Origin of the sequence: Spirosoma sp. KCTC 42546 (assembly GCF_006965485.1) — a bacterium.
In the GTDB taxonomy this organism is placed as follows: domain Bacteria; phylum Bacteroidota; class Bacteroidia; order Cytophagales; family Spirosomataceae; genus Spirosoma.
The window spans coordinates 3,863,341-3,884,457 of sequence record NZ_CP041360.1 but is presented as its reverse complement, the minus strand read 5'-3'; the positions used below and the strand labels follow the sequence as shown (position 1 = coordinate 3,884,457).

General features: G+C 43.1%; 19 protein-coding genes and 2 tRNA genes. 5 read left to right on the top strand and 16 right to left on the bottom strand.

Annotated features, from left to right (window positions below):
• Window positions 1–21: 21 nt before the first annotated feature.
• The 4 genes from EXU85_RS15780 to EXU85_RS15765 form a co-directional block, all read right to left on the bottom strand.
• Window positions 22–2,148: a polyribonucleotide nucleotidyltransferase gene (locus tag EXU85_RS15780; protein WP_142773010.1), complete on the bottom strand. Its 2,127-nt coding sequence runs from the start codon at window positions 2,146–2,148 to the stop codon at window positions 22–24.
• A 191-nt stretch (window positions 2,149–2,339) separates the two neighbouring features.
• Window positions 2,340–2,615: a 30S ribosomal protein S15 gene (rpsO, locus tag EXU85_RS15775; protein WP_142773009.1), complete on the bottom strand. Its 276-nt coding sequence runs from the start codon at window positions 2,613–2,615 to the stop codon at window positions 2,340–2,342.
• Between the two features lie 107 nt (window positions 2,616–2,722).
• The gene (locus EXU85_RS15770; RefSeq protein WP_142773008.1) at window positions 2,723–4,231 is read right to left on the bottom strand and encodes an LptF/LptG family permease; all 1,509 of its coding nucleotides are present in this window, start codon (window positions 4,229–4,231) and stop codon (window positions 2,723–2,725) included.
• Between the two features lie 113 nt (window positions 4,232–4,344).
• The gene (locus tag EXU85_RS15765) at window positions 4,345–4,740 is read right to left on the bottom strand and encodes an START-like domain-containing protein (RefSeq protein WP_142773007.1); all 396 of its coding nucleotides are present in this window, start codon (window positions 4,738–4,740) and stop codon (window positions 4,345–4,347) included.
• Between the two features lie 109 nt (window positions 4,741–4,849).
• On the opposite strand from EXU85_RS15765, the gene EXU85_RS15760 reads away from it, so the two are divergent.
• Window positions 4,850–4,923: transfer RNA gene (locus EXU85_RS15760), tRNA-Met, on the top strand.
• Between the two features lie 445 nt (window positions 4,924–5,368).
• Here EXU85_RS15760 and EXU85_RS15755 read toward each other — a convergent pair.
• Window positions 5,369–5,440: transfer RNA gene (locus tag EXU85_RS15755), tRNA-Arg, on the bottom strand.
• A gap of 596 nt (window positions 5,441–6,036) precedes the next feature.
• Between EXU85_RS15755 and EXU85_RS15750 the strand changes: the two genes are divergently transcribed.
• Complete coding sequence (locus tag EXU85_RS15750; protein WP_142773006.1) at window positions 6,037–6,438, top strand: LytTR family DNA-binding domain-containing protein; 402 nt, start codon at window positions 6,037–6,039, stop codon at window positions 6,436–6,438.
• Between the two features lie 93 nt (window positions 6,439–6,531).
• On the opposite strand, the gene EXU85_RS15745 is transcribed toward EXU85_RS15750, so the two are convergent.
• Window positions 6,532–7,257: a LytTR family DNA-binding domain-containing protein gene (locus tag EXU85_RS15745; RefSeq protein WP_142773005.1), complete on the bottom strand. Its 726-nt coding sequence runs from the start codon at window positions 7,255–7,257 to the stop codon at window positions 6,532–6,534.
• On the bottom strand, window positions 7,229–8,323 hold the full coding sequence (locus EXU85_RS15740) for a sensor histidine kinase (protein WP_142773004.1): 1,095 nt from the start codon (window positions 8,321–8,323) through the stop codon (window positions 7,229–7,231). Before EXU85_RS15740 ends, EXU85_RS15745 begins: the two co-directional genes overlap by 29 nt.
• Before the next feature lie 277 nt (window positions 8,324–8,600).
• Between EXU85_RS15740 and EXU85_RS15735 the strand changes: the two genes are divergently transcribed.
• Together EXU85_RS15735 and EXU85_RS15730 are read left to right on the top strand one after the other, a co-directional pair.
• A complete protein-coding gene (locus EXU85_RS15735) occupies window positions 8,601–9,863 on the top strand; it encodes an aspartyl protease family protein (RefSeq protein ID WP_142773003.1) in 1,263 nt (420 codons plus the stop codon).
• A gap of 67 nt (window positions 9,864–9,930) precedes the next feature.
• On the top strand, window positions 9,931–10,704 hold the full coding sequence (locus tag EXU85_RS15730; protein WP_142773002.1) for a hypothetical protein: 774 nt from the start codon (window positions 9,931–9,933) through the stop codon (window positions 10,702–10,704).
• A 1,101-nt stretch (window positions 10,705–11,805) separates the two neighbouring features.
• On the opposite strand, the gene EXU85_RS15725 is transcribed toward EXU85_RS15730, so the two are convergent.
• The 9 genes from EXU85_RS15725 to EXU85_RS15695 all read right to left on the bottom strand — a co-directional run bounded on the left by EXU85_RS15725 (window position 11,806) and on the right by EXU85_RS15695 (window position 18,490).
• A complete protein-coding gene (locus tag EXU85_RS15725) occupies window positions 11,806–12,282 on the bottom strand; it encodes an FKBP-type peptidyl-prolyl cis-trans isomerase (protein ID WP_142773001.1) in 477 nt (158 codons plus the stop codon).
• 1,691 nt (window positions 12,283–13,973) lie between these two features.
• Window positions 13,974–14,162 carry an ATP-binding protein gene (locus EXU85_RS36160; RefSeq protein ID WP_142773000.1) on the bottom strand — a complete coding sequence of 63 codons (189 nt, stop codon included), beginning with the start codon at window positions 14,160–14,162 and terminating at the stop codon, window positions 13,974–13,976.
• Between the two features lie 70 nt (window positions 14,163–14,232).
• Window positions 14,233–14,370: a hypothetical protein gene (locus tag EXU85_RS35375; RefSeq protein ID WP_168207802.1), complete on the bottom strand. Its 138-nt coding sequence runs from the start codon at window positions 14,368–14,370 to the stop codon at window positions 14,233–14,235.
• Window positions 14,371–14,529: 159 nt separating this feature from the next.
• A complete protein-coding gene (locus EXU85_RS35370; RefSeq protein ID WP_168207801.1) occupies window positions 14,530–14,694 on the bottom strand; it encodes a hypothetical protein in 165 nt (54 codons plus the stop codon).
• 110 nt (window positions 14,695–14,804) lie between these two features.
• Window positions 14,805–15,089, bottom strand: coding sequence for an osmoprotectant transporter permease (locus EXU85_RS15715; protein WP_142772999.1), 285 nt, complete (start codon window positions 15,087–15,089; stop codon window positions 14,805–14,807).
• A gap of 148 nt (window positions 15,090–15,237) precedes the next feature.
• The gene (locus EXU85_RS15710; protein ID WP_142772998.1) at window positions 15,238–16,071 is read right to left on the bottom strand and encodes an IS982 family transposase; all 834 of its coding nucleotides are present in this window, start codon (window positions 16,069–16,071) and stop codon (window positions 15,238–15,240) included.
• Window positions 16,072–16,191: 120 nt separating this feature from the next.
• Entirely contained in the window at window positions 16,192–17,121 is a 930-nt protein-coding gene (gene hemF / locus EXU85_RS15705; RefSeq protein WP_210422470.1) for an oxygen-dependent coproporphyrinogen oxidase, read from the bottom strand.
• Window positions 17,122–17,142: 21 nt separating this feature from the next.
• The gene (locus tag EXU85_RS15700; protein ID WP_142772997.1) at window positions 17,143–17,769 is read right to left on the bottom strand and encodes a helix-turn-helix domain-containing protein; all 627 of its coding nucleotides are present in this window, start codon (window positions 17,767–17,769) and stop codon (window positions 17,143–17,145) included.
• 232 nt (window positions 17,770–18,001) lie between these two features.
• A complete protein-coding gene (locus EXU85_RS15695) occupies window positions 18,002–18,490 on the bottom strand; it encodes a hypothetical protein (protein ID WP_142772996.1) in 489 nt (162 codons plus the stop codon).
• Between the two features lie 635 nt (window positions 18,491–19,125).
• Between EXU85_RS15695 and EXU85_RS15690 the strand changes: the two genes are divergently transcribed.
• On the top strand, window positions 19,126–21,036 hold the full coding sequence (locus EXU85_RS15690) for a sensor histidine kinase (protein WP_142772995.1): 1,911 nt from the start codon (window positions 19,126–19,128) through the stop codon (window positions 21,034–21,036).
• Window positions 21,037–21,117 lie beyond the last annotated feature (81 nt).

Here is a 21,117-nt window from a genome sequence, read left to right as displayed (position 1 = left end):
ACACAAAAAAGTAACAATGACTTACGCATTTTTGTTCTCTGGCTTCGGTAACAAAACTTTGCGCGACAAACGGTACTTTCCTGTCTTTTTATCCACGTCAATCAATTTTACCGTTACTTCCTCCCCTACCTGCAAGACGCCATCCATCGTTTCTAAGCGTTCCCACTTAATCTCGGAAATGTGCAATAACCCATCCTTGCCTGGCATGAATTCCACGAAGGCACCAAAGGGCTGAATTGTTTTAACTTTACCTACATATGTTTCACCAACTTCAGGCACTGCCACAATGCCTTTCACACGCGAAACGGCTTTGTCCATGCTTTCTTTGCTCGTCGCAAAGATGCTTACCCAGCCGGCATTGTCGTGTTCATCAATGTTCACTACAGCACCCGAATCTTTCTGGATATCCTGAACAACCTTACCACCGGGTCCGATCACGGCACCAATCTGGTTGGTATCGATCTTGATAACCATGGCACGGGGTGCATGCGGTTTCAGATCAGCACGCACTTCGGCAATGCCTTTCTTCATTTCCCCAAGAATGTGCAACCGGCCTAAACGAGCCTGTTCCAGCGCCTGGGCCAGTACTTCGTACGACAACCCATCCACTTTCAAGTCCATCTGGCAGGCAACAATTCCTTTTTCGGTACCAGTTACTTTGAAGTCCATATCGCCAAGGTGATCTTCGTCGCCGAGGATATCCGACAATACGGCATATTTGTCACCATCCGAAATCAACCCCATCGCAATACCGGCTACGGGTGCTTTGATTTTGATACCGGCATCCATCAGCGCCATCGTCCCGGCACAAACCGTCGCCATCGACGACGAACCGTTCGATTCCAGGATATCCGATACAATCCGAATGGTGTATGGATTATCTTCGGCTGGTGGCAATACTTTCTTCAGTGAGCGGTGAGCCAGGTTACCGTGACCAATTTCACGCCGACCGGCTCCCCGGTTTGGTTTTACCTCGCCGGTAGAGAAACCAGGGAAGTTATAATGCAACAGGAACTTACTGTATCCCTGATACATAGTCTGATCCACAATTTGCTCGTCTGTTTTGGTTCCCAGCGTTGCCGTAGTCAATGACTGCGTTTCGCCACGGGTAAATAGGGCCGAGCCGTGCGGACCCGGTAAAAGGCCAGCTTCAGCAGTAATTGGACGAATTTGATCCAGCTTCCGACCATCTAAGCGTACACGCTCATCGAGCACTAATCGACGGGATGCTTCCCATTCCAGATCGTGGAAATAAGTCTTTATAAGACCTACGTTCACGTCCGAACCTTCCGGAAATGACGCTATATATTCATCACGAATCGCTTTAGCCGCTTCAGAACGGCCTTTTTTGCTTGGATTCTGCCGACTAACCGCTTCATAGATTTTATCGTACGTAGCAGCACGAACTGCGGCACGAAGTACTTCATCGTGCGTTTCGTGGTTGTACTGCCGTTTTTCGGTTTTGCCTACTTTGGCTTCCAGTTCTTTTTGAGCCTGGCACTGTTGTTTGATGGCATCATGAGCGACTTTGAGAGCCTCCACCACTTCGGCTTCAGAACATTCGTCCATTTCGCCTTCTACCATACAAATGTCTTTCTCAGTAGCCGCTACAATCAGATCAATGGTAGCGCGTTCGAGTTCCGACGTTTTAGGATTGATCTTATACTGGCCGTCAATTTTGGCAACGCGTACTTCCGAGATCGGACCGTTGAAGGGAATATCCGAAACAGCCAGAGCCGACGAAGCAGCCAGCGCGGCCAGCGCATCGGGCTGAACTTCGGGATCAGCCGAAATCAGAGTAATCATTACCTGCGTGTCCGCATGGTAATTATCCGGGAAGATGGGCCGCAAGGCGCGGTCAACTAAACGGCTAATCAGGATTTCGTGATCTCCCAGGCGGCCTTCACGCCGTTGGAAGCTACCAGGAATCCGGCCAGCCGAAGCAAATTTTTCTTGATAATCAACAGATAATGGAAGGAAGTCAACACCTTCTTTGGCATCTTTACTCGATACGACAGTGGCTAACAGCATCGTGTCGCCCAACCTGACAACCACCGCTCCGTCGGCCTGACGGGCCATTTTTCCGGTTTCGATGGTAATTTCCCGCCCGTCGGGCAGCGCAACGGATTGCGTGGTGATTTGAAACATACAGCAGATTTTGAATACGTCTTCTTACAGCTTTAAACCGCTTCGGCGGCCCGGCGCACCGGAAATCTCCGACTGTCGGGCCTGCCGTTTTTTTTTCTTAACTCTTAACGGGTTTTCACCACATCCCTGTAGAAACAACAAAAATGAGGGAATCTACTATGTAGCAGATTCCCTTTTTTTGAAGTAGCCGATTACTTCCGCAATCCTAACGCGGCCAGAATAGCCCGGTAACGCGTGATGTCTTTGTGAAGGAGGTAATTCAGCAACCGCCGACGCTTACCTACTAATTTTAAAAGACCCAATTGGGTGCCGTAATCGTGCTTGTGAACTTTTAGGTGCTCAGTTAAATGACTGATCCGGTAAGTGAACAGCGCGATCTGGGATTCGGCCGACCCGGTGTCCGTTGCGCTTTTGGCGTGGCCCGAGGTGGAGAATATCTCCTGTTTTTTTTCGGTCGTTAGATACATCTTCAGACAGCTAATAAAATGAAAAAATGAATTTGGGTGCAAAGATAGGGAAATTAGTTAATAAACGATAGTCCTAAGTCGATAGTTTTCTAAGACGCATACCCTACCTATTGACTAACGACCATTGCCTGCTGGCTTTTTCGCTCATTCCATTTCCGTTTCAATCGTTCCCAGGCAATTACGTACACATCTTTATCAAACAATCGGGAATCGTGTCGGGCTCGCTGCATAAGTAGCAGGCCAATGGGTAGTAACACGATGTTGGCCAGCCAGGCACCCAAGGGAACCCAGACTAATCCGTCTTTGGCGTACTTATCACCTGCAATAGTCAATACATACAGGAAAATAAAAAATACAATCGCAATCAAAACTGGCAGGCCAAATCCACCTTTTTTAATAATAGCGCCCATGGATGCTCCAATCAGAAACATCACAAAAATTGAAAACGACTGAGTGAATTTGTGGTGGGTTTCTAACTGATACTTCCAAACTCCCTTTTCTTTTTCGGTCAGGTAGGTTACGTTGGACGTTGAATAAGACAGAATATTTTGAGCCTGGCTCAAGGCCGCCTGTGCTAAATCGGGAGTAGCAACAGCCCGCTTTTTTACTAAGGAGTCAACCCACTTTCCATCTTTCACTACCTTTTGCCGAAGGGCTGCATCGGCCTTAAATTGATAATTATAGTATTGTCTCGATGTGCTGGCTACATTCAGGCTTGTCTTCGTGTAATCTTTTCGTAACGAGTCGGTTAGCGTTGATAGTTCGTTCAGGTTTTTCATGTACTCATGGTACTCAAACTGATTTTCATCCGTACGCTTAATACCAAACGACTCAAGGCTAATGACAAGCCGGTAATCCTTAAAGCCATTCCGCATGAACTGGGCGCCTTTGTTAGGTACTCCACCTCCGGTGAAACTAACGGAATTATTGTCTGAATATTCCTGATAATCGTTGCCGTTGAACAGCTGAAAAACAAGATACGAGCGGTCTTTATCGGTATACATCCGCCCCGAATCGGCCAGGATAATTTCGCGATTGCCAGCATCCAACCCATTTGTCGGATGCTTGTAAATAACCAACCCTTTCAGCAAATCACCATTTTTACTGTCTTTCGGCCCCTTAATTTTATGGTCTACCTTAATACTATAACCAGGCAAATCATTGTAAAAAATACCCTCTTTTAAGTTCAGCGTAGCTTTGGCGGTTTTTATATCGTAGAGCAGACTGTATCCTTTCAGGTTTGCCCAGGGAGATACCGAATTATTAAACCAGAACGAGAAAGCACTAATACCGATGGCGACAATAAGCAGCGGCCGCATGGCTCTTGTAAGCGAAATTCCAGCGCTTTTGAGGGCTGTCAACTCAAAAAATTCACCCAGATTTCCGAATGTCATCAACGATGATAGTAATACAGCTAATGGCAGGGCAGTCGGGATAGTGAGGAGGGCAAAATAGAAGAGCAATCGACCGAAGGTGGCCAGATCGAGGTCTTTAGAAACAAAATCGTCAATATAAAACATCAGTAGCCGCATCAGAAAAATAAAGATGACGACACCGAGAGTCAAAAAAAACGGCCCCCAAAACGAGCCGAGTATTAATTTATCTATTCTTTTCATTCTAATGTATAATGTGCCACACAGGCGGCTCCGAATGAGAAATGGCGATTGGCTTACTTATAGAACGTCAATCAGTTGTTCATTAATCATTTTCCATTATTCATTAACAAAATTTAACTCCCTACAATTTCCTTCAGTTTATCCATTAAACCATCCCAAAGATCTTTGAGTTCTTCTTCGTCGGTAGTACTGGAGTAGTCGGTTATGCGGAGAAAGGTCGATTGGGTTAGTTCGCTCTGATCGACCCGAAAATCCACATAGTTATTGTCGGAAGCGTTATTCTCATCTGTATCTAAAAATTCAAAGCGTACTCCTTTGTTTTGCCGCATTGATACCTGACGGGCGATGTGGCTTTCATTGTCCCACTGAAAATCGAACCGTTGTTCGGGCATGGTATTCACTTTGCTGGCAAACCATTGCGACAGGCCTGATGCCGTGCTAATGTAGGGAAACAGCATTTTGGGAGAGGCCCGAAGTTCATATTCGGTGATGAATTTAAATTTCTCCATAACTTATTATACTAAAGGGGACATTGGCAAAGGTAAACGATTTTTTTTGCGAAAGTCAACGCTGTTTTTTGTCTTAAGCCGATTTTTCCTTACTTTTGTGAAATCAAACGGCGGGGTAGCTCAGATGGTTAGAGCGTAGGATTCATAACCCTAAGGTCGGCAGTTCGATCCTGCTCCCCGCTACAGCTAAACGCCTAATCAATTGACAACTAATTGATTAGGCGTTTTCTTTTATCCAAAAAGTACGAATTGGCATACAAATTCAATCCTTTCTCTCCCGCCAATTCGGCATATCCATACGCTTCTTCTGGCCGCTTATAGCTATTATCCGGGCTTACGGCCTGCTTTAAAATGCCGTATTATCCGCGAGTCAAGCAAAAAATAGACGTTTCGAGAAGTCTCCGGTTTTTTTTTATTTACGATGGCCTTGAGGATACGAATTCGAATGACGACGAAAGTATCAGCGTAAAACCCGGAATTGATTAGTGGGTAGGGTTGCCAAGCTGATTAGAACAAGTCAGTTTTAACGTATCTGGCTAGGCACGTGCAGTTGAAGGAGTTACCTTGGGTCTACCAATAAACCAGCACAGCCCTCTCGGTTAAAATACCAAGAGGGCTGTGCTAATAGTGGCCTTATAGGGACTCGAACCCCAACCAACAGTTCCGAAGACTGTGATGCTATCCATTACACCATAAAGCCATCTCTGCAAAAGTAAGCCAATTTCCCTGATTTCTCAGAAAAAAGGTCATTGATTTAGGCAAGGACTTTATGGTTAGGATAAAAAGCTTGATTTTCAGAGGTCAAGTACCTCACGTTTAGACTTACTTATAAACCCATCTTTTAAATACAAAATACAGCTGCCGGACAACTTACGGAAAAATTTTGGGCCGTTTAATCAAGTTTTGAAGCTGCGGCCTTGGGAGACTAATTCGACACCCATTATATCCAAAATGTGCATTTATAGCGTCTTTGATCTTTTTTTATGTAAACTATCAAGCATATTATTGGACTATTTCAGAAGTTTCTATTATACTTGTATGTATATACTTTACAAAAAGTGTATCAAACTCCTCAAAAATCACTTTTCAGTTCTCTAATATTAGTTATATTCGCATAACTATATAACTTATTACCTTTACTGAACATGTAGTAACTTACCTGCAAGTACACACTAGTTTAATTCTTTGTTTTTGGATTTTATTTGTGCTTCTCAGTTACCAGTTCCTGTTGTATTTTCCTATTTTTTATCGATACGTATTGTAGAAATTTTACCACCCATTTTAGCCATTTATGTCATGAAGCGATTAGCTGCTGCTCAACTTCAGCATAAGTTTGATCCAAATCAGGTCCTCTATTTAACGGGGGATGTAAATTACTGTTCCGTACACCTCCTGAATGGTAAAGCCATCTTATCCAGCAGGACATTAAAATGGTATAATGATCGCTGGCCCCATTTTATTCGTATTCATAAAGCCAATCTTATTAACCCACAACATATTCATAGCTGTATAGTCGTTTCTTCCATTGTTGCCCATTTGATTATGCGCAATGGCGCTCGGCTTCCTATAGGGCGTAGACGAATAAGTGCGGTTGTCGATCAATTAGGTATTGAACTCCCCAAGAATTCCTATACCGGTTCATACCAGGCCAAACCAGAATGGCGTGATTATGTGCAACCCCATTCAAAAGCTGCCTAGACCAAACGAACATAAACTATATTTATCTAGCCGATGACGATATAATTTACCTGTTTACCAGTAACCAGATGGACCAACAGGAGGGTTTTCAGGTTAAACCTGGCCCCGCCTGAAGAAATGCCGTACCTGTAACTGCTCTAACACCTGGTTCCTATAGTTTCTCCCAACTGGAAGTGTCTGCCCAGGCACCTCCAGTTGGCAATCGGTAATTGCTCTGATTTTAGCTAAGGCCACCAAAAATGATCGGTGTATCCGCATAAACTGTTCGGCGGGCAGCAGTTCTTCATAGTAGCTGATAGACTGGCGGGTTACGATCTCCTGCGTACTAGTTCTGATCTTTACGTAGTCTCGTAAGCTTTCCAGCGATATAATGTCGCGGAGATCGACACGCACTAATTTCCGGTCTTCCTTCACAAAGATAAATGGCTCTTCATCGGGTTGTGAGTTTGGGAGTGAAACGGCCAACCTCTGAGTGATCATCTTCCCCACCGCCTTAATAAACCGGTCAAAAGGTATTGGCTTAATTAGGTAGTCCAGTACATCTAATTCATATCCTTCTACTGCGTATTCGCGGTAAGCGGAAGTAATGATGGTTTTGGGTGGGTTGGAAAGTGTTCTGAGTAAATCCAGGCCCGAAAGCTGGGGCATCTGAATATCCAGGAATAATAGGTCGACAGGTTTGCTTTGTAAAATGGTAAAAGCCTCAACCGCCGAACTACATTGACCAACCAAGTCCAGTATGTCTATTTTCTGAACGTAAGCCGCAAGTATGGTCAATGCAATGGGCTCGTCATCTACGAGCAAACACTTGATTTTCATAGCCTTTCTGTAGACAGTAATCGTCAGCGGTTAATCCGATAGTCAACGTACTTAAAAACGAGCCCACGCCATTTAGTTGCCGAAGCCGGTGGCGGTCGGGATAAATTAATTGGAGCCGTTTGGCAACATTGGGCAGACCTATACCGGGGGACGTTGCTGGGCCAGCCAACTCGGGCTTGCTGTTTTCAACCTTGAAGGTCAACTGCGTGTGGGTCACGTTTAGCTGAATCTGTAGCCAGGCATCACCCAATTGACGGCTTAGGCCATGTTTAAACGCATTCTCGACAAATGGGAGTAACAGCAATGGGGCAATCATTAATTTCTCGGTAGGCCCACTGATCTGAAATGCCAGTTGTAGACCCTTGCCATAGCGAATACGCTCCAGGGCCAGGTAGTTTTGTAAATACTCGATCTCTTTGAAAAGTGGCACCTTTGTCAGGCTTCCCTCATAGAGCATATACTGCATAAGTTGCGATAGTCGTAAAACTACTTCGCCGGCTTTATCGGGGTTACTGCCGGTTAGACCATATAAGTTATTGAGGGTATTAAACAAAAAATGCGGGTTGATCTGGTCTTTAAGCGATTTCAGCTCAACCGCCTGATTGACAATCACTAATTGCTGGTTTAGTTGTTGCTGTCGAAAACCGTACCGGATCATATGGAAAGCAATCAATAGACCGCTGGTACAGAGCATATAAAATGACGACAGAACCAATCGGTGGAGATCCCATGGATTTTCCTGATCAAGTTGAGCCGGGTCAAACTGGGCTAAAAACAAATAATAATATCCCTGCCAATACAACACTCCGCTAACAGCCAGTACTACTAATGTCAGCAAGCCAAATGTCACATATTTCAGCGTTAACAGATAGGTCGGAATCAACCAGTAAAGCGTAGTATAGGTAAATAGAAGCTGGGCAGGCAGCTCTGATAACGCAATCAGCAAATGATCGATATACTGATGTTCAAATTGATCAGTTGCCAGAATTTGCAGATTCATATAACATAGCCAGGCTACTATATGGATAGTGATTTCCTGATAGCTGAGCGTCTGAAAATGAGTCATCTTCCTGGCGTTAATAAGCAAATTTACCGAATAAATACAACTGTCGGCTTAGGATACCATCCCCTATCCTGCTATAACGTCAAACAACAGGTCAGGTAAGATAAAGGCAGATCAGAGCGCGATAAACGACGTTGGTAGCTCTCAGTCATGCGTTTGTCGATATGATGATGTTCTCTATCTGATTAAGTTGATAAGTCCAGTCACATACTGAAGATTTAACGGACGATTCGAAAAAACATCAGATGACTGATACTCATATTATCATATATGTTAAAAAATGAAAACCGTATCATTTATACTGATTTTGCTGGTTGTCACTCAGATTACTAAAGCTACCGATCAATCCTGTAAAATCATTGATGATACATATGGTTTTTTCTTCACTGGTAACCGTACCCAGACACGCATTCCTTTTCAGTTTCAGTCAAATCTGATTATTGTTTCGGTGTGTATGAATGATGTTGACTCACTGCGATTACTTGTTGATACCGGAGTTGCTCATACGATCATTACGGATCGGCATGCGTTCAAAAAACGTCCGCTTACTTTAAGTCGCCAGATTAAGCTTACAGGTATGGGTGCAGGCAGCGCAACAACAGCATCTGTGTCTATTAACAATACGCTGAGCATAGGATACCTCCGGGCAGAACATCACAATGTAGTTATTCTGGAGGAGGATGTATTAAAATTGTCAGAGTATGCGGGTCTATCCATCCACGGCCTAATTGGCTATGAACTATTTGCCGATCTCGTTGTAACGATTGACTTCCAGCGTCGAGAGTTGGTCCTAATGCAACCCCAGCAGTATCGATACCACCATCGGAAAGGTGAACGCTATCCAATTACAATTCTGGATCGAAAAGCCTATCTGGATGCGCTGTCAATTTTTGACGGGATTCGGTTCAGGCCGCTCCGTGTAGTGCTTGATACGGGTGCGGGTCAGGCATTATTACTCAATCGGTTTCATAACGGACCAACGCTACCACTCCCCGATAAAGTTGTACAGGTTCCGTTGGGATCGGGATTCAACGGATTGATTAGTGGGGCAGTTGGCCGGTTTCAAAAGGTAAACGTTGGTCGCTTTCAATTGGATGATATGCTCGTCTCGTTTCCTGATAGTTCGGATTTTAGTCTTAAGATCCGAGACATGCCCGAACGACAAGGCAATATAGGGTGTGAACTGCTGCGCCGGTTTCTCGTTACGATCAATTATCCGAATCGGTATATTGTATTAAAGCCAGTTAGGCGAATCATGCGGGAGCGTTTTGAACACGACATGAGTGGGCTGGAACTTCGGGCTAAAGGCGAAACGCTCCGTACTTATTTTATTAACAACGTCAATTCGAACTCACCAGCAGAACAAGCAGGGTTACAGGTTGGAGATGAATTATTAGTGGTGAATGGAAGCCTGGCTACTACAATGACTATCAGCGATATATACCGAATACTTCAGGCAGGAGAAGGAAAGTTGGTTGCGTTGGTTATCCAGCGAAATCGCCAGCGCTTTACGGTTCGCTTTACGCTAAAACGACTTATATAAGTTCTCCTGACTTATCTCGAAAAGTTGCCAGGAGTTGGTTAGGTCAGGATCATTATAGAAAAATACGATGTATAAACTGATTAAGTCAGGCCCTTATCTGTATGGCTCTTCTATCTTTTTGCTGGGAGTTGAACAATTCATTACAGGCAATTTTCCTGTAGCCTTACTACCAGTTCCTTCTGATACACCAGGCCGACTTATTCTGGTGTATGTTGTAGGAGCTATCCTGGTGATTGGCGGCCTGGGTATAATTATCCAGAAAAAGCCGACCTGGGCTTCTATCTTGTTAGGTCCACTGTTCATCCTGCTCGATCTGGTTATTCATTTACCCAAATTGATAGCCAATCCATATAATGGAGGTGAATGGACGGTATTTACGGAACTCCTTGCACTAGCTGGTGGGGCTTTTCTGCTTGTTGAGCACTTCTCCGCGGATTTTTCAGCTATATACGTAAGCCGCATTAGTAATTCACTCATCCGTTCAGGACTTCTTGTATATTCGTTATCTCTTCTAATTTTTGGAATTCAACACATCCTGTATGGCCAATATGTGGCTACGCTCATCCCGTCGTGGATTCCACTACATGTGTTTTGGGCATATTTCGTAGGAATTGCCTTTCTGGCGACAGCGATAAGTTTTCTGTCGAAAAAATTGGCTCAGTTGGCGGCAACGTTGCTGGGAGTTCTATTTACCTTATTGGTCATTGTTCTGCATATACCTCGGGTTGTGACCCATTTACATACGGAAACTGAGTGGACTAGCCTACTTATCGCTTTGGCAATGGGAGGAATTTCATTTACCCTGGCAGCTAGTTCAATGATTAGGAGAGGAGTACAGTAAAGAGATAAGCATATGCAATTAGCTATGGGTAGCTAATCTGGAGTACTTGTTGATTAATTTTTCTGTAGGCTTCAAAACTAGTGACGTATATATCCTATTGTAGCATTTTCTCTATCGCAGCCCTCTGCTTAGAGTTGAGCCTTCTATATTGACTTCATTTTCTATATCCCAATTACTCGTTAACTGTCGGATAGTACGAAATACATTTTATTTTTAACAAAATGTGACTTTCCGTTTTTTTTCTTGTCTTAAATCCGAATTTCACCATCGACCGTACGTACGTAGTGAATCTGGTCCATACCCATCATTAAGTTTTTACACTTCAATTAATTCCATGGTTATGAATCGTTTGCACATCACTTCGCCTGACCCTATCCGGGCAATAACCTGGTCAGTTGTTTTTGGCATTAGTCTTATTTTCTTCATGGAAGCAGTTGCCTTATTGTTCCATTCGTAAGCTTTTACGGCCATGAGACTTACTCCTAAAATTTTTTTTTTCGGCCCTGGCCGCCATTGCTTCACACTACCTGTTAGTGTAACTGGCTCTCTCTGGTCTGGATTCGGTGGCTGGCACTACCGTGCCTGCTCGTTTTCACTCATAGATCCCACTCATCGACGCTCCCGAGTATCCCCTACAGCTTGCCAAGTTATCCAGCCGGGTGTTGATTTTCTGGCTAGCCTTTCTTGAAGTTAATACTTTCATTTTCAAGTTTTTATGTAATTCCTACCAACAAATAGGCTTCTTATCGGGTAAAAGTGAGTAGAAAGTGTAATGTTCCTGTTTTCATGGATTTATTTGTTACTATTTTTTCCTTTTCCTAACCATGAATCGCCTACAACGTTCAACTTCTTTTGATCTAGTAAACTTTATAACCTGGGCATTAGCGGCCATTATTTGTTTGTTGTATGCTTATGGCCTGTTGACGTTGCTGCTATAATCACTCTATTATAAATCGCCCAGCATTAATCAGATTTTCATTCTACAGAGAGAAATATCTGGAAGTCTATATTACCTCAAGGGTGATACTTTTTACTACCTCCCTCCTGTTTAGATTCAGGTAGCTTTGTCTGGTCCAGCTAGGTTACACCTTTACAACTGCTCTAATTAATTTTAATAAGGTCAATCTTAAAAACAAGAATTGAGTTAGCTGGAATATCATTCTGCTCCTGAGATCCATAGGCCAGACTTGGCGGTAAATAGAGTGTAATACTACCGCCTGGCGCCACGAGCGGTATACCTTCCTGCCAGCCCACAATTAGTTGATTTAAGTCAAAGCTTATGCCACTACCGCTATCAAATGTTGCCCCATTCGTCAGCATACCTGTGTAGTTAACAGTCACATTAGAGCAAATGGTTGGCTTGGCACCCAAGCCAGGCGACTGAATAGTATAATAAAACCCACGATTATCCGCTTTTGCCGCAATCCTGTTAGTGCCGATATACTGTTTAAGGGCGGCAATCTCCTCTTGCGGTGCTTTGGTGGTAACGGTTGTTAGGTTGCAAGGTGACTGGTCGGCTTGCCGACAACTACCAGCGAGTAGCCAGCAAACGGCCAGCACATATCCGTATTTATTCATTAGTAAACGCCTGATGGCAGGTTATTTTTATTGATAACGGATTTTACGATTGAACGTTCGTGCATAATACCCAAACCATGTGCGTATCCTTATTTATTTTATGGTAACATCTATACCCTACATTGGCGTAGATATTGCTATTTCTGGTTTAAAAAACACAATGGTATGGCTACAAAGAATTCGCTTATACCTAACCCATGGGCAATTTGCCTGCTTATTATCTTCTCATTGCTGCTATTAACCTCAAAATGGCTCTGGGCAAACCTGTAGTCAGTTGGCCTCTTAATGGATGCAGCTTATTTAGAGCTTTTTAAATTTCTGTTGTCCCGTTTAATACCATTTTTTCGAATCAGGAGTCAACTCAGCGCATTTTTTGTTTAATTGTATACCAGGACAGTTCGTACTATGGCTATACGATTTTTCATGACATCAGTCAACCTAATCAAAGTTTTGGTCTGGTTGTGTATGCTGAGTATCTCCATACTGTTCTGGGTGATGATCATCCGGTTTTTCTTTTAATCAGTTTCCAGGATTCAGACAATCCGTACCAGTCCATTTTACGTAAATGTAAATGTTACAGATTTACTTGTAGCATTGCACGCATGTCTATTAAAAATTTCCTGAATCGCACTAGGTTGGGTTATTGGAGGACGTTTACTGATCAGACCACCTTTTCTCCTACTTGATGCACTCCTACTTTGTATATTCTGAAATTTATTAAGTCAATTCCAGTGAAAACCAATGATAAATAAGGATTGCCAGAATACTTTATCCCGCATTTATAACGTTTATTCTTTATTTCATCTTAAATTTGTATACTTTTCACTTGTGTTTTGGTCTCTATGAGACGTTTTTTTGAGGAATTTGACTTTGTTGCGTTTATCGCCTACCTGCTTGCGTTTGTTGCTATGCTGGGTATTGCTTTTTGGCTCGTTAAGGCCGTCGAGTAAGTTTGCCCTACTATACCTACATGTGCATATACCTCTCACTATCAGCATGTTATTAAAAAATATAACACGGATTTATTTTTGGCATTAGAATTGCTTTAGGTTATTGGTATCGCTCTCTCTTTACCATGACTATTCGCATTCGTATTACATATTCTGACGCCATAAGTGCAGGTATCTGGTTAGGTATGTTAGCTTTTTCAATAGCCTGCTGGGTCGGTATCATTAAACTCATTTTTTAACATCCATCCATCCCAGCGCCTATAGGAACCGCTTCTGACGCGGTCATTAGGTCTGATATTGAGCGCCTTATGGTGACTTATTCCACCGAATAATAAATTCAAACTACATATTCTTACTACTATCAATTGTTGTTGTTCAATTGATCTATCTTGCTTTCACAACCTGATAGATAAGCTATGCAACCACGACTGACACTTCCGCTTGTCGCTACTAGCTTTCTGCTTTTTTTGGTCTATCTGTATCGAAAAATTGCGTTAAAAAAACAGTGTCCGATCTGTAAAGACAATTATCCGGATCGAGTGCCAAGACCTAAGTTGTTAAAATCTTTGCTGGGTATTGTACCTTTAAAGGCGTATCACTGCAAGGCCTGCGGACATCACTTTTACATGATTTAATCCTGCCTGGCCTGGAACTTATTCTTCTCTAAGCCTCTATTTTCCGGCAGCAATGTTTGGGTATATTCTCACTCCCAGGTCGGAGCCATAATCCTTTTTTACTAGGCTAACAATCCAAATGTATAGTTGCCCAGTTAAGCAGATTAACTGGGAATAAAATATAAAAGGTTGTGCCCTGATGTTTAATTGACGTTGCGTAAAGCTTGCCACCATGATTCTCAACGATCCGTCGACAAAGTGTTAATCCAATACCATGTCCTTCGTAGCTGTTTCGGTTATGAATCCGCTGGAACATGGTAAAAATCTTTCGGCTTACTCAAGCCTGAAACCAATCCCGTTATCCTGAACGATGATTTCATCACAGTTTAGGTTCGTTGCAGAACAAGTTCATCCACTTGTTTCTGTGCCATCACCTGCTCAGTTACTTTATTGGCATTGGCGAAGGCAAGAATGCCATCTGTTTCTCCGTAGTGGGTAAACGTGGGCTGATAGATTATATCCACATACGCATCTCTTACATTTCCTGATGTACCTTCTAACTTGATTAAAATTTCTTACCAATAAAGGGCTTACGGGTAGTATATACGTTATTCAGAAGTCCATAAAATTATTAACAGGAATTGGCGCTTCCAGCATACTTACTTTCTCGTATTCATACTGAATTAAAGCATGGCTATAAATCCACTACCAACAGGGCAGGCATACTGCGATAAAACAGTTGTGTATTCAACATCGCCCTCATCGTACAGAATAGTTCGTAAACGACTTTTAAAAAGCAAATGCTTGGCTTTCGCCTGCTGAAAATCGAAGGTTGTAAACGGTTCCACTAAGAGTAAAAAATGATGGTACGGCTTAGTGGTAAAACTAATAAATTAACTAACCTCAGTAGTCAGCTTTACCTAACAGGTGTTGAGAATATCCTGGTTACATAATCAGGTTAGTTCCAGCGGGGATTGGTCAGAATAAGAATTAAAAAGAAAAGGCCACATAAGAGACCTGGTATAGCCAGTAAACCTAACAAAATCTTAGCTCCTTGCTCATGTTGATGGGTATGAAGCCAATACCCTCCTATTAATACTGCTCCCAGAACAGTAAGTAGTAAAAACCACAAGCCCGCATTAAAAGATGATACAGAGCCATCAGCTATACCGACAAAAAAGAAATAAAAGAAAATGAGAGCAATCACAGCGTCGATACCCCAAAAAATCCAGAAGAAGTTCATGTGTTTTACGGTTTAATTGGATACGTAGCTCATGTGCTTTTGTTAGCCTACGTTCTGTTGGTAAAATTGACCCGTAAAACCCCGACATGCCAGGATGGATAAACAACTGGTAGGATTGAGTAAATAACTAACTAATCTAAGTTGTATGTCACAAGTTTGTTTCGAGGGTATAGGCTATCAAAAACAACACGATTTTAATAAGGAAACCGGCTTCAGTAACGGCATGAATTTTCTTAGGAAATCGCATCGTAATCTGGCTAAAGGCCTGCTCAATCCGTTGGCGAAGTTGCTTTTTGTAAGCAGCTTCCCAAGCTTGATCGGGGCGTTGGCTATTACTTTTTCGTTGTATTCTTAAATTAACCTCCTCACCCTCAGCATACAAATCCTCTTGCTCGTAATCGGTGTAGCCCGAGTCCCCATAGACTTCGCTACCTGCTGGCAACGTCAAATGCATCATCTGAAGCGCCGTCACATCCACATACGAACCCGGCAGAATAAAAAACTGAACCGGTTGCTTGTCGCGGGTGGTGATGAGTTGAACACGAAAGCCAAAAAAGAATCGACGCTTCGACGCAATCTTCCCTCGATATTCCTCCCCTTTGACTAACCGCGATCGGCCAATGCGGATGTTGTCACAAACTGCCACAGGAAACGAATCGATCAGGTATTCTCCGCTCAGATTGAGTGCTTTGAAAAAATCAGCCAGATAGTAGAACAAGGCACTCAGTGTGGTCGCCAGGCGGTGAAGACGACGATTGAACGCCGATTTCTCAAGCATGACAATACCTTGCTTATCAGCCATGTAGAGCATAGCCGAGGCTTGATTGCCACCAAAGAAAGGGGCCGATATGATGGCGGTTGTCAACACGATACTGTCGCTAACTTTAGGAGTTGTCTGGGGTTTTACACTCCCCTGATTTTTGCCCACTTCGATGAAATAATCATCCAAAAAGCAATAAATTGCCACTACTTTCTCAGACATAGCTGGTTAGATTTACCTCTGTTTTCGCACTTCAAAGGTAGTCTGGCTTGTGCTATGTCTGTTTTTTTAAGGGGTTTGCCTATCAAATCAATCGCCTTTCATACAACTTAGATTAACTAATTACACCCAGTTGATCCCTTTTTGAAGTTGACGTACCGTTTTTTCTTCCTGACTACCAGCTTCGGTTCGAAAATCATAGATCCAGTTGGCTTGTGGCGGCATACTCATCAGGATAGACTCGGTACGGCCGTTGGTTTCGAGACCAAATTTTGTTCCCCGGTCCCAAACCAGATTGAATTCTACGTAGCGCCCCCGACGTAGCAGTTGCCAGTCTTTCTCTCGTTCGCCAAATGGTAGATCCCGATTCTGCTTCATAAAGTGCGTGTAAATTGGTGCAAATGCGTTGCCCACATCCTGTACAAAGGCAAATAGATCCGCTTTATGGGCCGTATCTGTCGGTTTAAGGTAATCAAAGAAAATACCACCTATGCCACGCGTTTCCTGTCTGTGAGGAATGTAAAAATAATCATCGGCCCAGGGTTTAAATTTAGTATAATACGCCGGGTCATGACGGTCGCAAACCGTTTTGAGCGATTGATGAAACCAGCGAGCGTCCTTGTCCACTACATAGTGGGGTGTCAGGTCAATCCCACCACCAAACCAATTATGGCCAGTACTCATCTCAAAATACCGCACGTTCATGTGAATAATGGGCACCATTGGGTTGCGCGGATGCAGTACTATTGACACACCAGTAGCATAAAAAGTAGGTAAGGCTGAATCGGTTCGATCCATCAACTGCAAGGCCCGCAGAGTAGCTTCTGTAGCCTCACCATGTACTGCCGAAAATCCGACACCACCTTTTTCAATTACACTACCGCCAGCCAGGATTCGTGAACGCCCGCCACCCCCGCCCGGCCGCTCCCAGCTATCTTCGCGAAACCGGCCCGTACCGTCGGCTTCTTCTAAAGACTGGCAAATACGGTCCTGCAAACCCTGAAAAAACAGGGTAACTGTTTCTTTTGTTAATTCTTGTTCTGATGTTATCATGTTGGCAAAGATACGGCTTGATTAGTCGGTCAGCTTAAGCGAATAACGTACAGGCCGGGGTTTATCAATTAACATTAGCAAACCTCGCTCGGCTAATTGGCGTAATAGTTTACCTGCCCGGTAGTCAGAAATATTAATGAGCTTCGCAAATTTATCAGCTGTGATGTGGTCGTTCTTACGTAGGTACTGAATCAATGTCCGAGCCATTGGCGATCTGAGCAATTCAGTTGTTGCCATATCCGGCGTGATAATGAGTTTACTGGTTGGTACGGATTTATCCTTCGCCCGAATATAAATTGTGCGCTTTCCTGCTTCATCTACTAAATAATGTGGTTTTTCATCGCTTTCCTTAACGTTGATTATCAATACAATTCGTCCATCGGGAGTGATTGTTTCATAACTCACAAGCAGTGCAGGTTCAACTAGTTGATCTGTTGCTTTTTCAATTTTTTCAATTTCCCGAAACTCCGACGAAACGCCTACAATTTTGCCATTATCAGCAACACCAATAAGTATTGTTCCGCCTGAGGTGTTCGCAAAAGCAGCTAGTGTACGAGCAATACGGTCGGCAGCCGACAACTGTCGTTTAAATTCTAATCGGGTGTGCTCGCCCTGTGAAATAAGATTATCGAGTTGATCGCGGGTCATAAACAGAAAACCTTGTCTGTAGCCTGTTGTTCAAGTTTTAAACAGATCGATGGCATTCACGTAAATTGCCAAAAATCTAATTTTTAGGCTGATTTTTAATGAATAGTGCTGCTAAATAACATAGATTTTTTCTTTATTTGGCAGCACTATTCATTAAAAAAGCGGACATATGTCCGCTTTTTTAATGAATACAGAAAGTACATTTTTAGATGTACGTGCGCTATAAAATTACTTATTCAGCCGCTGGATTCAGGCGCTTACGGCCTCGTGGTTTGCCTGTATATTCTGGCTTAGGGCCTGTGCTTTCAGCAGCTAGTTTGAGTTCGTAGCCAGTTACGCCATTATCATAATCAAATGGCTTAACAGTAAATGTATGTTTTGTATTTGCAAAGTCGATTCCCCCTTTTTGAAGAATATAAGGTAATGAAATACTGTGACTTTTGGCAGCTTTCTCTAGTTCAAATGCTTCCTCGTTTTCGCCCGCACCAGGTATAAGGTATAATGATTTTATTTTCCGCTTACCGTCCTGTGTACCTACCTTAAAAAGGTTGTTTTGCGGATCAAACCCTAATTGAGCGATCGTTTTGTCGGGAAATACGACCTTGCCAGCCGACGAAATATACCCTGTAACAGGAACAGGTTTAGCGGCACTTTTCTTCTTCTGTTTTTTAGATTCGCTGTTCTCGTTAGGAGAAAAGAACCGAATTTGCTTTGCTTTCATTCGACAAATATTTATTGTTAATGGGATTCCTCAGCTGCAAATATAGTAAGTATGGATACGAAAAAGTCAAATCTATTACTAAGTATTATTAATTTAAATCTACAATTTATTTTCAGGCGCGCATATTAAGGAGATAATACGCAATAAATTTGTTTTATAGAGATTGTGTCAATAGCGTACTCAATATATTTCGTTTCCTAATTCCTAATTTTCACTTACTAACTCGAACTAGCACGTAGTATCGGATAAGATGAATTAGAAGTAGTTAGCTAATATCAAGTTTCTTTCAATAGATACATTACTTGATTTTCTTAGACAAAAATAAAACCCTTAGTACCCATTCTTCATGCTTTCAGTAAGTAAAGACGCCAACTTTCTTTAGTGGAATTTTGCTATATTCCAACTGAATTAGACTGGTCGTAACCGGTAAATTTTCCACATAAATTGACAGTATAGTCAAAATCCTAACCGATTTAACGTAAGCTGGTCGATTTACAGTCTATGTAGTTAGGTGGTAATTAAGCAACTAACAAAGAATCGCATTTTCACGTATTTTCCGATTATACTTGTAACCGTTATATCAATTCCTTTTGGTAGCAATAAGTAGCGTACGGTGGTTTATTGATTTATTAATCATGAAAAGGTTCTTTCGCTGTAGGCCTGTACTTCAGTTTATTCTGTTTTTCACCTTAGCTGCTATTTCCCTTCAAGCTCAGGTAATTCAAGTTGACAGTATCGTAACCAGCGAATGGCAACGCTCAAAAAGTGACATTGGTCGCCTGAAAGCAGCTTTGAGCCAGAATATGACCTCTAGTCCCGTAGCTGATTCCCTGCTTATAGTAGCTAGACAACTTGCTTACCCCCCCGGACAAGTGATTGCTCTCTGTCAGTTGGCTGGTATTCGCTTGCAGCAACAGCAAACCCAGCAGGCGGCAGGACTTTTGCAGGAAGCCAGCCAACTTGCCGAACAGACCCGCGATTTAAAAGAATCTGTCTGGATGATGAATCAGGTTTCCAGAATTCAGCGAATGAGTAGCCGCACATCGCCTTCGTTTTCCGCGTCATTTGTCCCGGTTCTGGAGTCACTTGGGCGAGCAATGAGTGTAAGTGCATCAATGCTTGGAAGAGGTAAAGGTGCCCGAGCATTCCCGTTTGAACCCCCAACATCAACTAGTAAACAAATGCCTGACAGACGGGCATTCCAGGCCAATCCCTCTGATTTTGTCGTTCAGGTACCAAATTCAGCCTTCGAACCACTCCAAAACCGCCATTTTCGCTTTAAGACCGATATCGTCGACCGTTTGCTCGACACACTGATCCATTTTGATAAAAGTAGCCCGCAGGTTGTAGTCCAGCTTACTGAACAAAAGAAACGTCGTGATTCGAGCCATGAGCTAAGTAAGGCATTTGCCAAAGAGGGCGATTATGCAAAGGCTTATCAGTATTTTTTGCAATACAGTGCCTACAAAGACAGCTTAACCGCTGAAACCACTACCCGCCGACTAGCCTCTCTTGCTTACAAACAAAATCTGCTCAAAAAGGAAGCTCAAATAAAGCTGCTGACAAAAGATCGGCAACTACGTGAACAGGAATCGAACCGGCAACGACAATTTGTGTTAGTCCTGGTGGGTTGTATTGCTTTACTAGCTGCGTTTTCGATTATTCTGACCCGAAACAATCGGGCTAAACATCTGGCAAACCAGCAGTTGCATGAGCAGAAAGAGGCTCTTCAACAAACCCTGGTCGAGTTGAAGACCACCCAGGATCAGCTTATTCAATCGGAGAAGATGGCTTCTCTGGGTGAACTAACGGCGGGGATAGCTCACGAAATTCAGAATCCTCTCAATTTTGTTAACAACTTTTCGGAAGTCAGTTCCGAGTTAGTCGATGAATTGAAAGAAGGCCCTTTTCAAAATTTACCGGAAACCGATAAGGAGTATGCCGATGAGATTTTGGGAGACCTAACGCTGAATCTTCAGAAGATCACCCACCATGGCAGCAGGGCATCTGCCATTGTAAAGGGCATGTTAGAGCACTCCCGCACCTCCACCGGAGAACGCCAACCTACCGATTTGAACGCCCTCTGCGATGAATACCTACGGTTAGCTTACCATGGTTTACGGGCAAAAGACAAAACATTTAATGCTGAGTTGAAAACAGACTTTGACCCTAAATTAGGCAAGTTAACGGTGGTACAGCAGGATTTAGGCCGGGTTCTACTCAATTTGTTCAACAATGCCTTTTATGCCGTTTCGGAACGAAAAAAACAGCAGCCAGACAATTATCATCCAACGGTAAAAATCAGTACAAAACGAACAGCGAATCAAGTTACTATCCGAATCAGCGATAACGGCACAGGGATACCCCAGGCCGTGAAAGACAAGATATTCCAACCTTTTTTCACGACGAAACCATCAGGCGCGGGTACCGGCTTAGGCTTATCGCTTTCCTACGACATCATTACGAAAGGGCACAATGGTTCACTACTTGTCCAGAGCCAGGAAGGAGAAGGTACAGCGTTTACCATAGAGCTGCCAATTTCATAAGGAGGAGTAACGGTGTAATGTAACTAGCTAGGTTTAGTTGACTGAGCAGCTCGACTGGCTGAGTTTTTTGCTATTGATTAT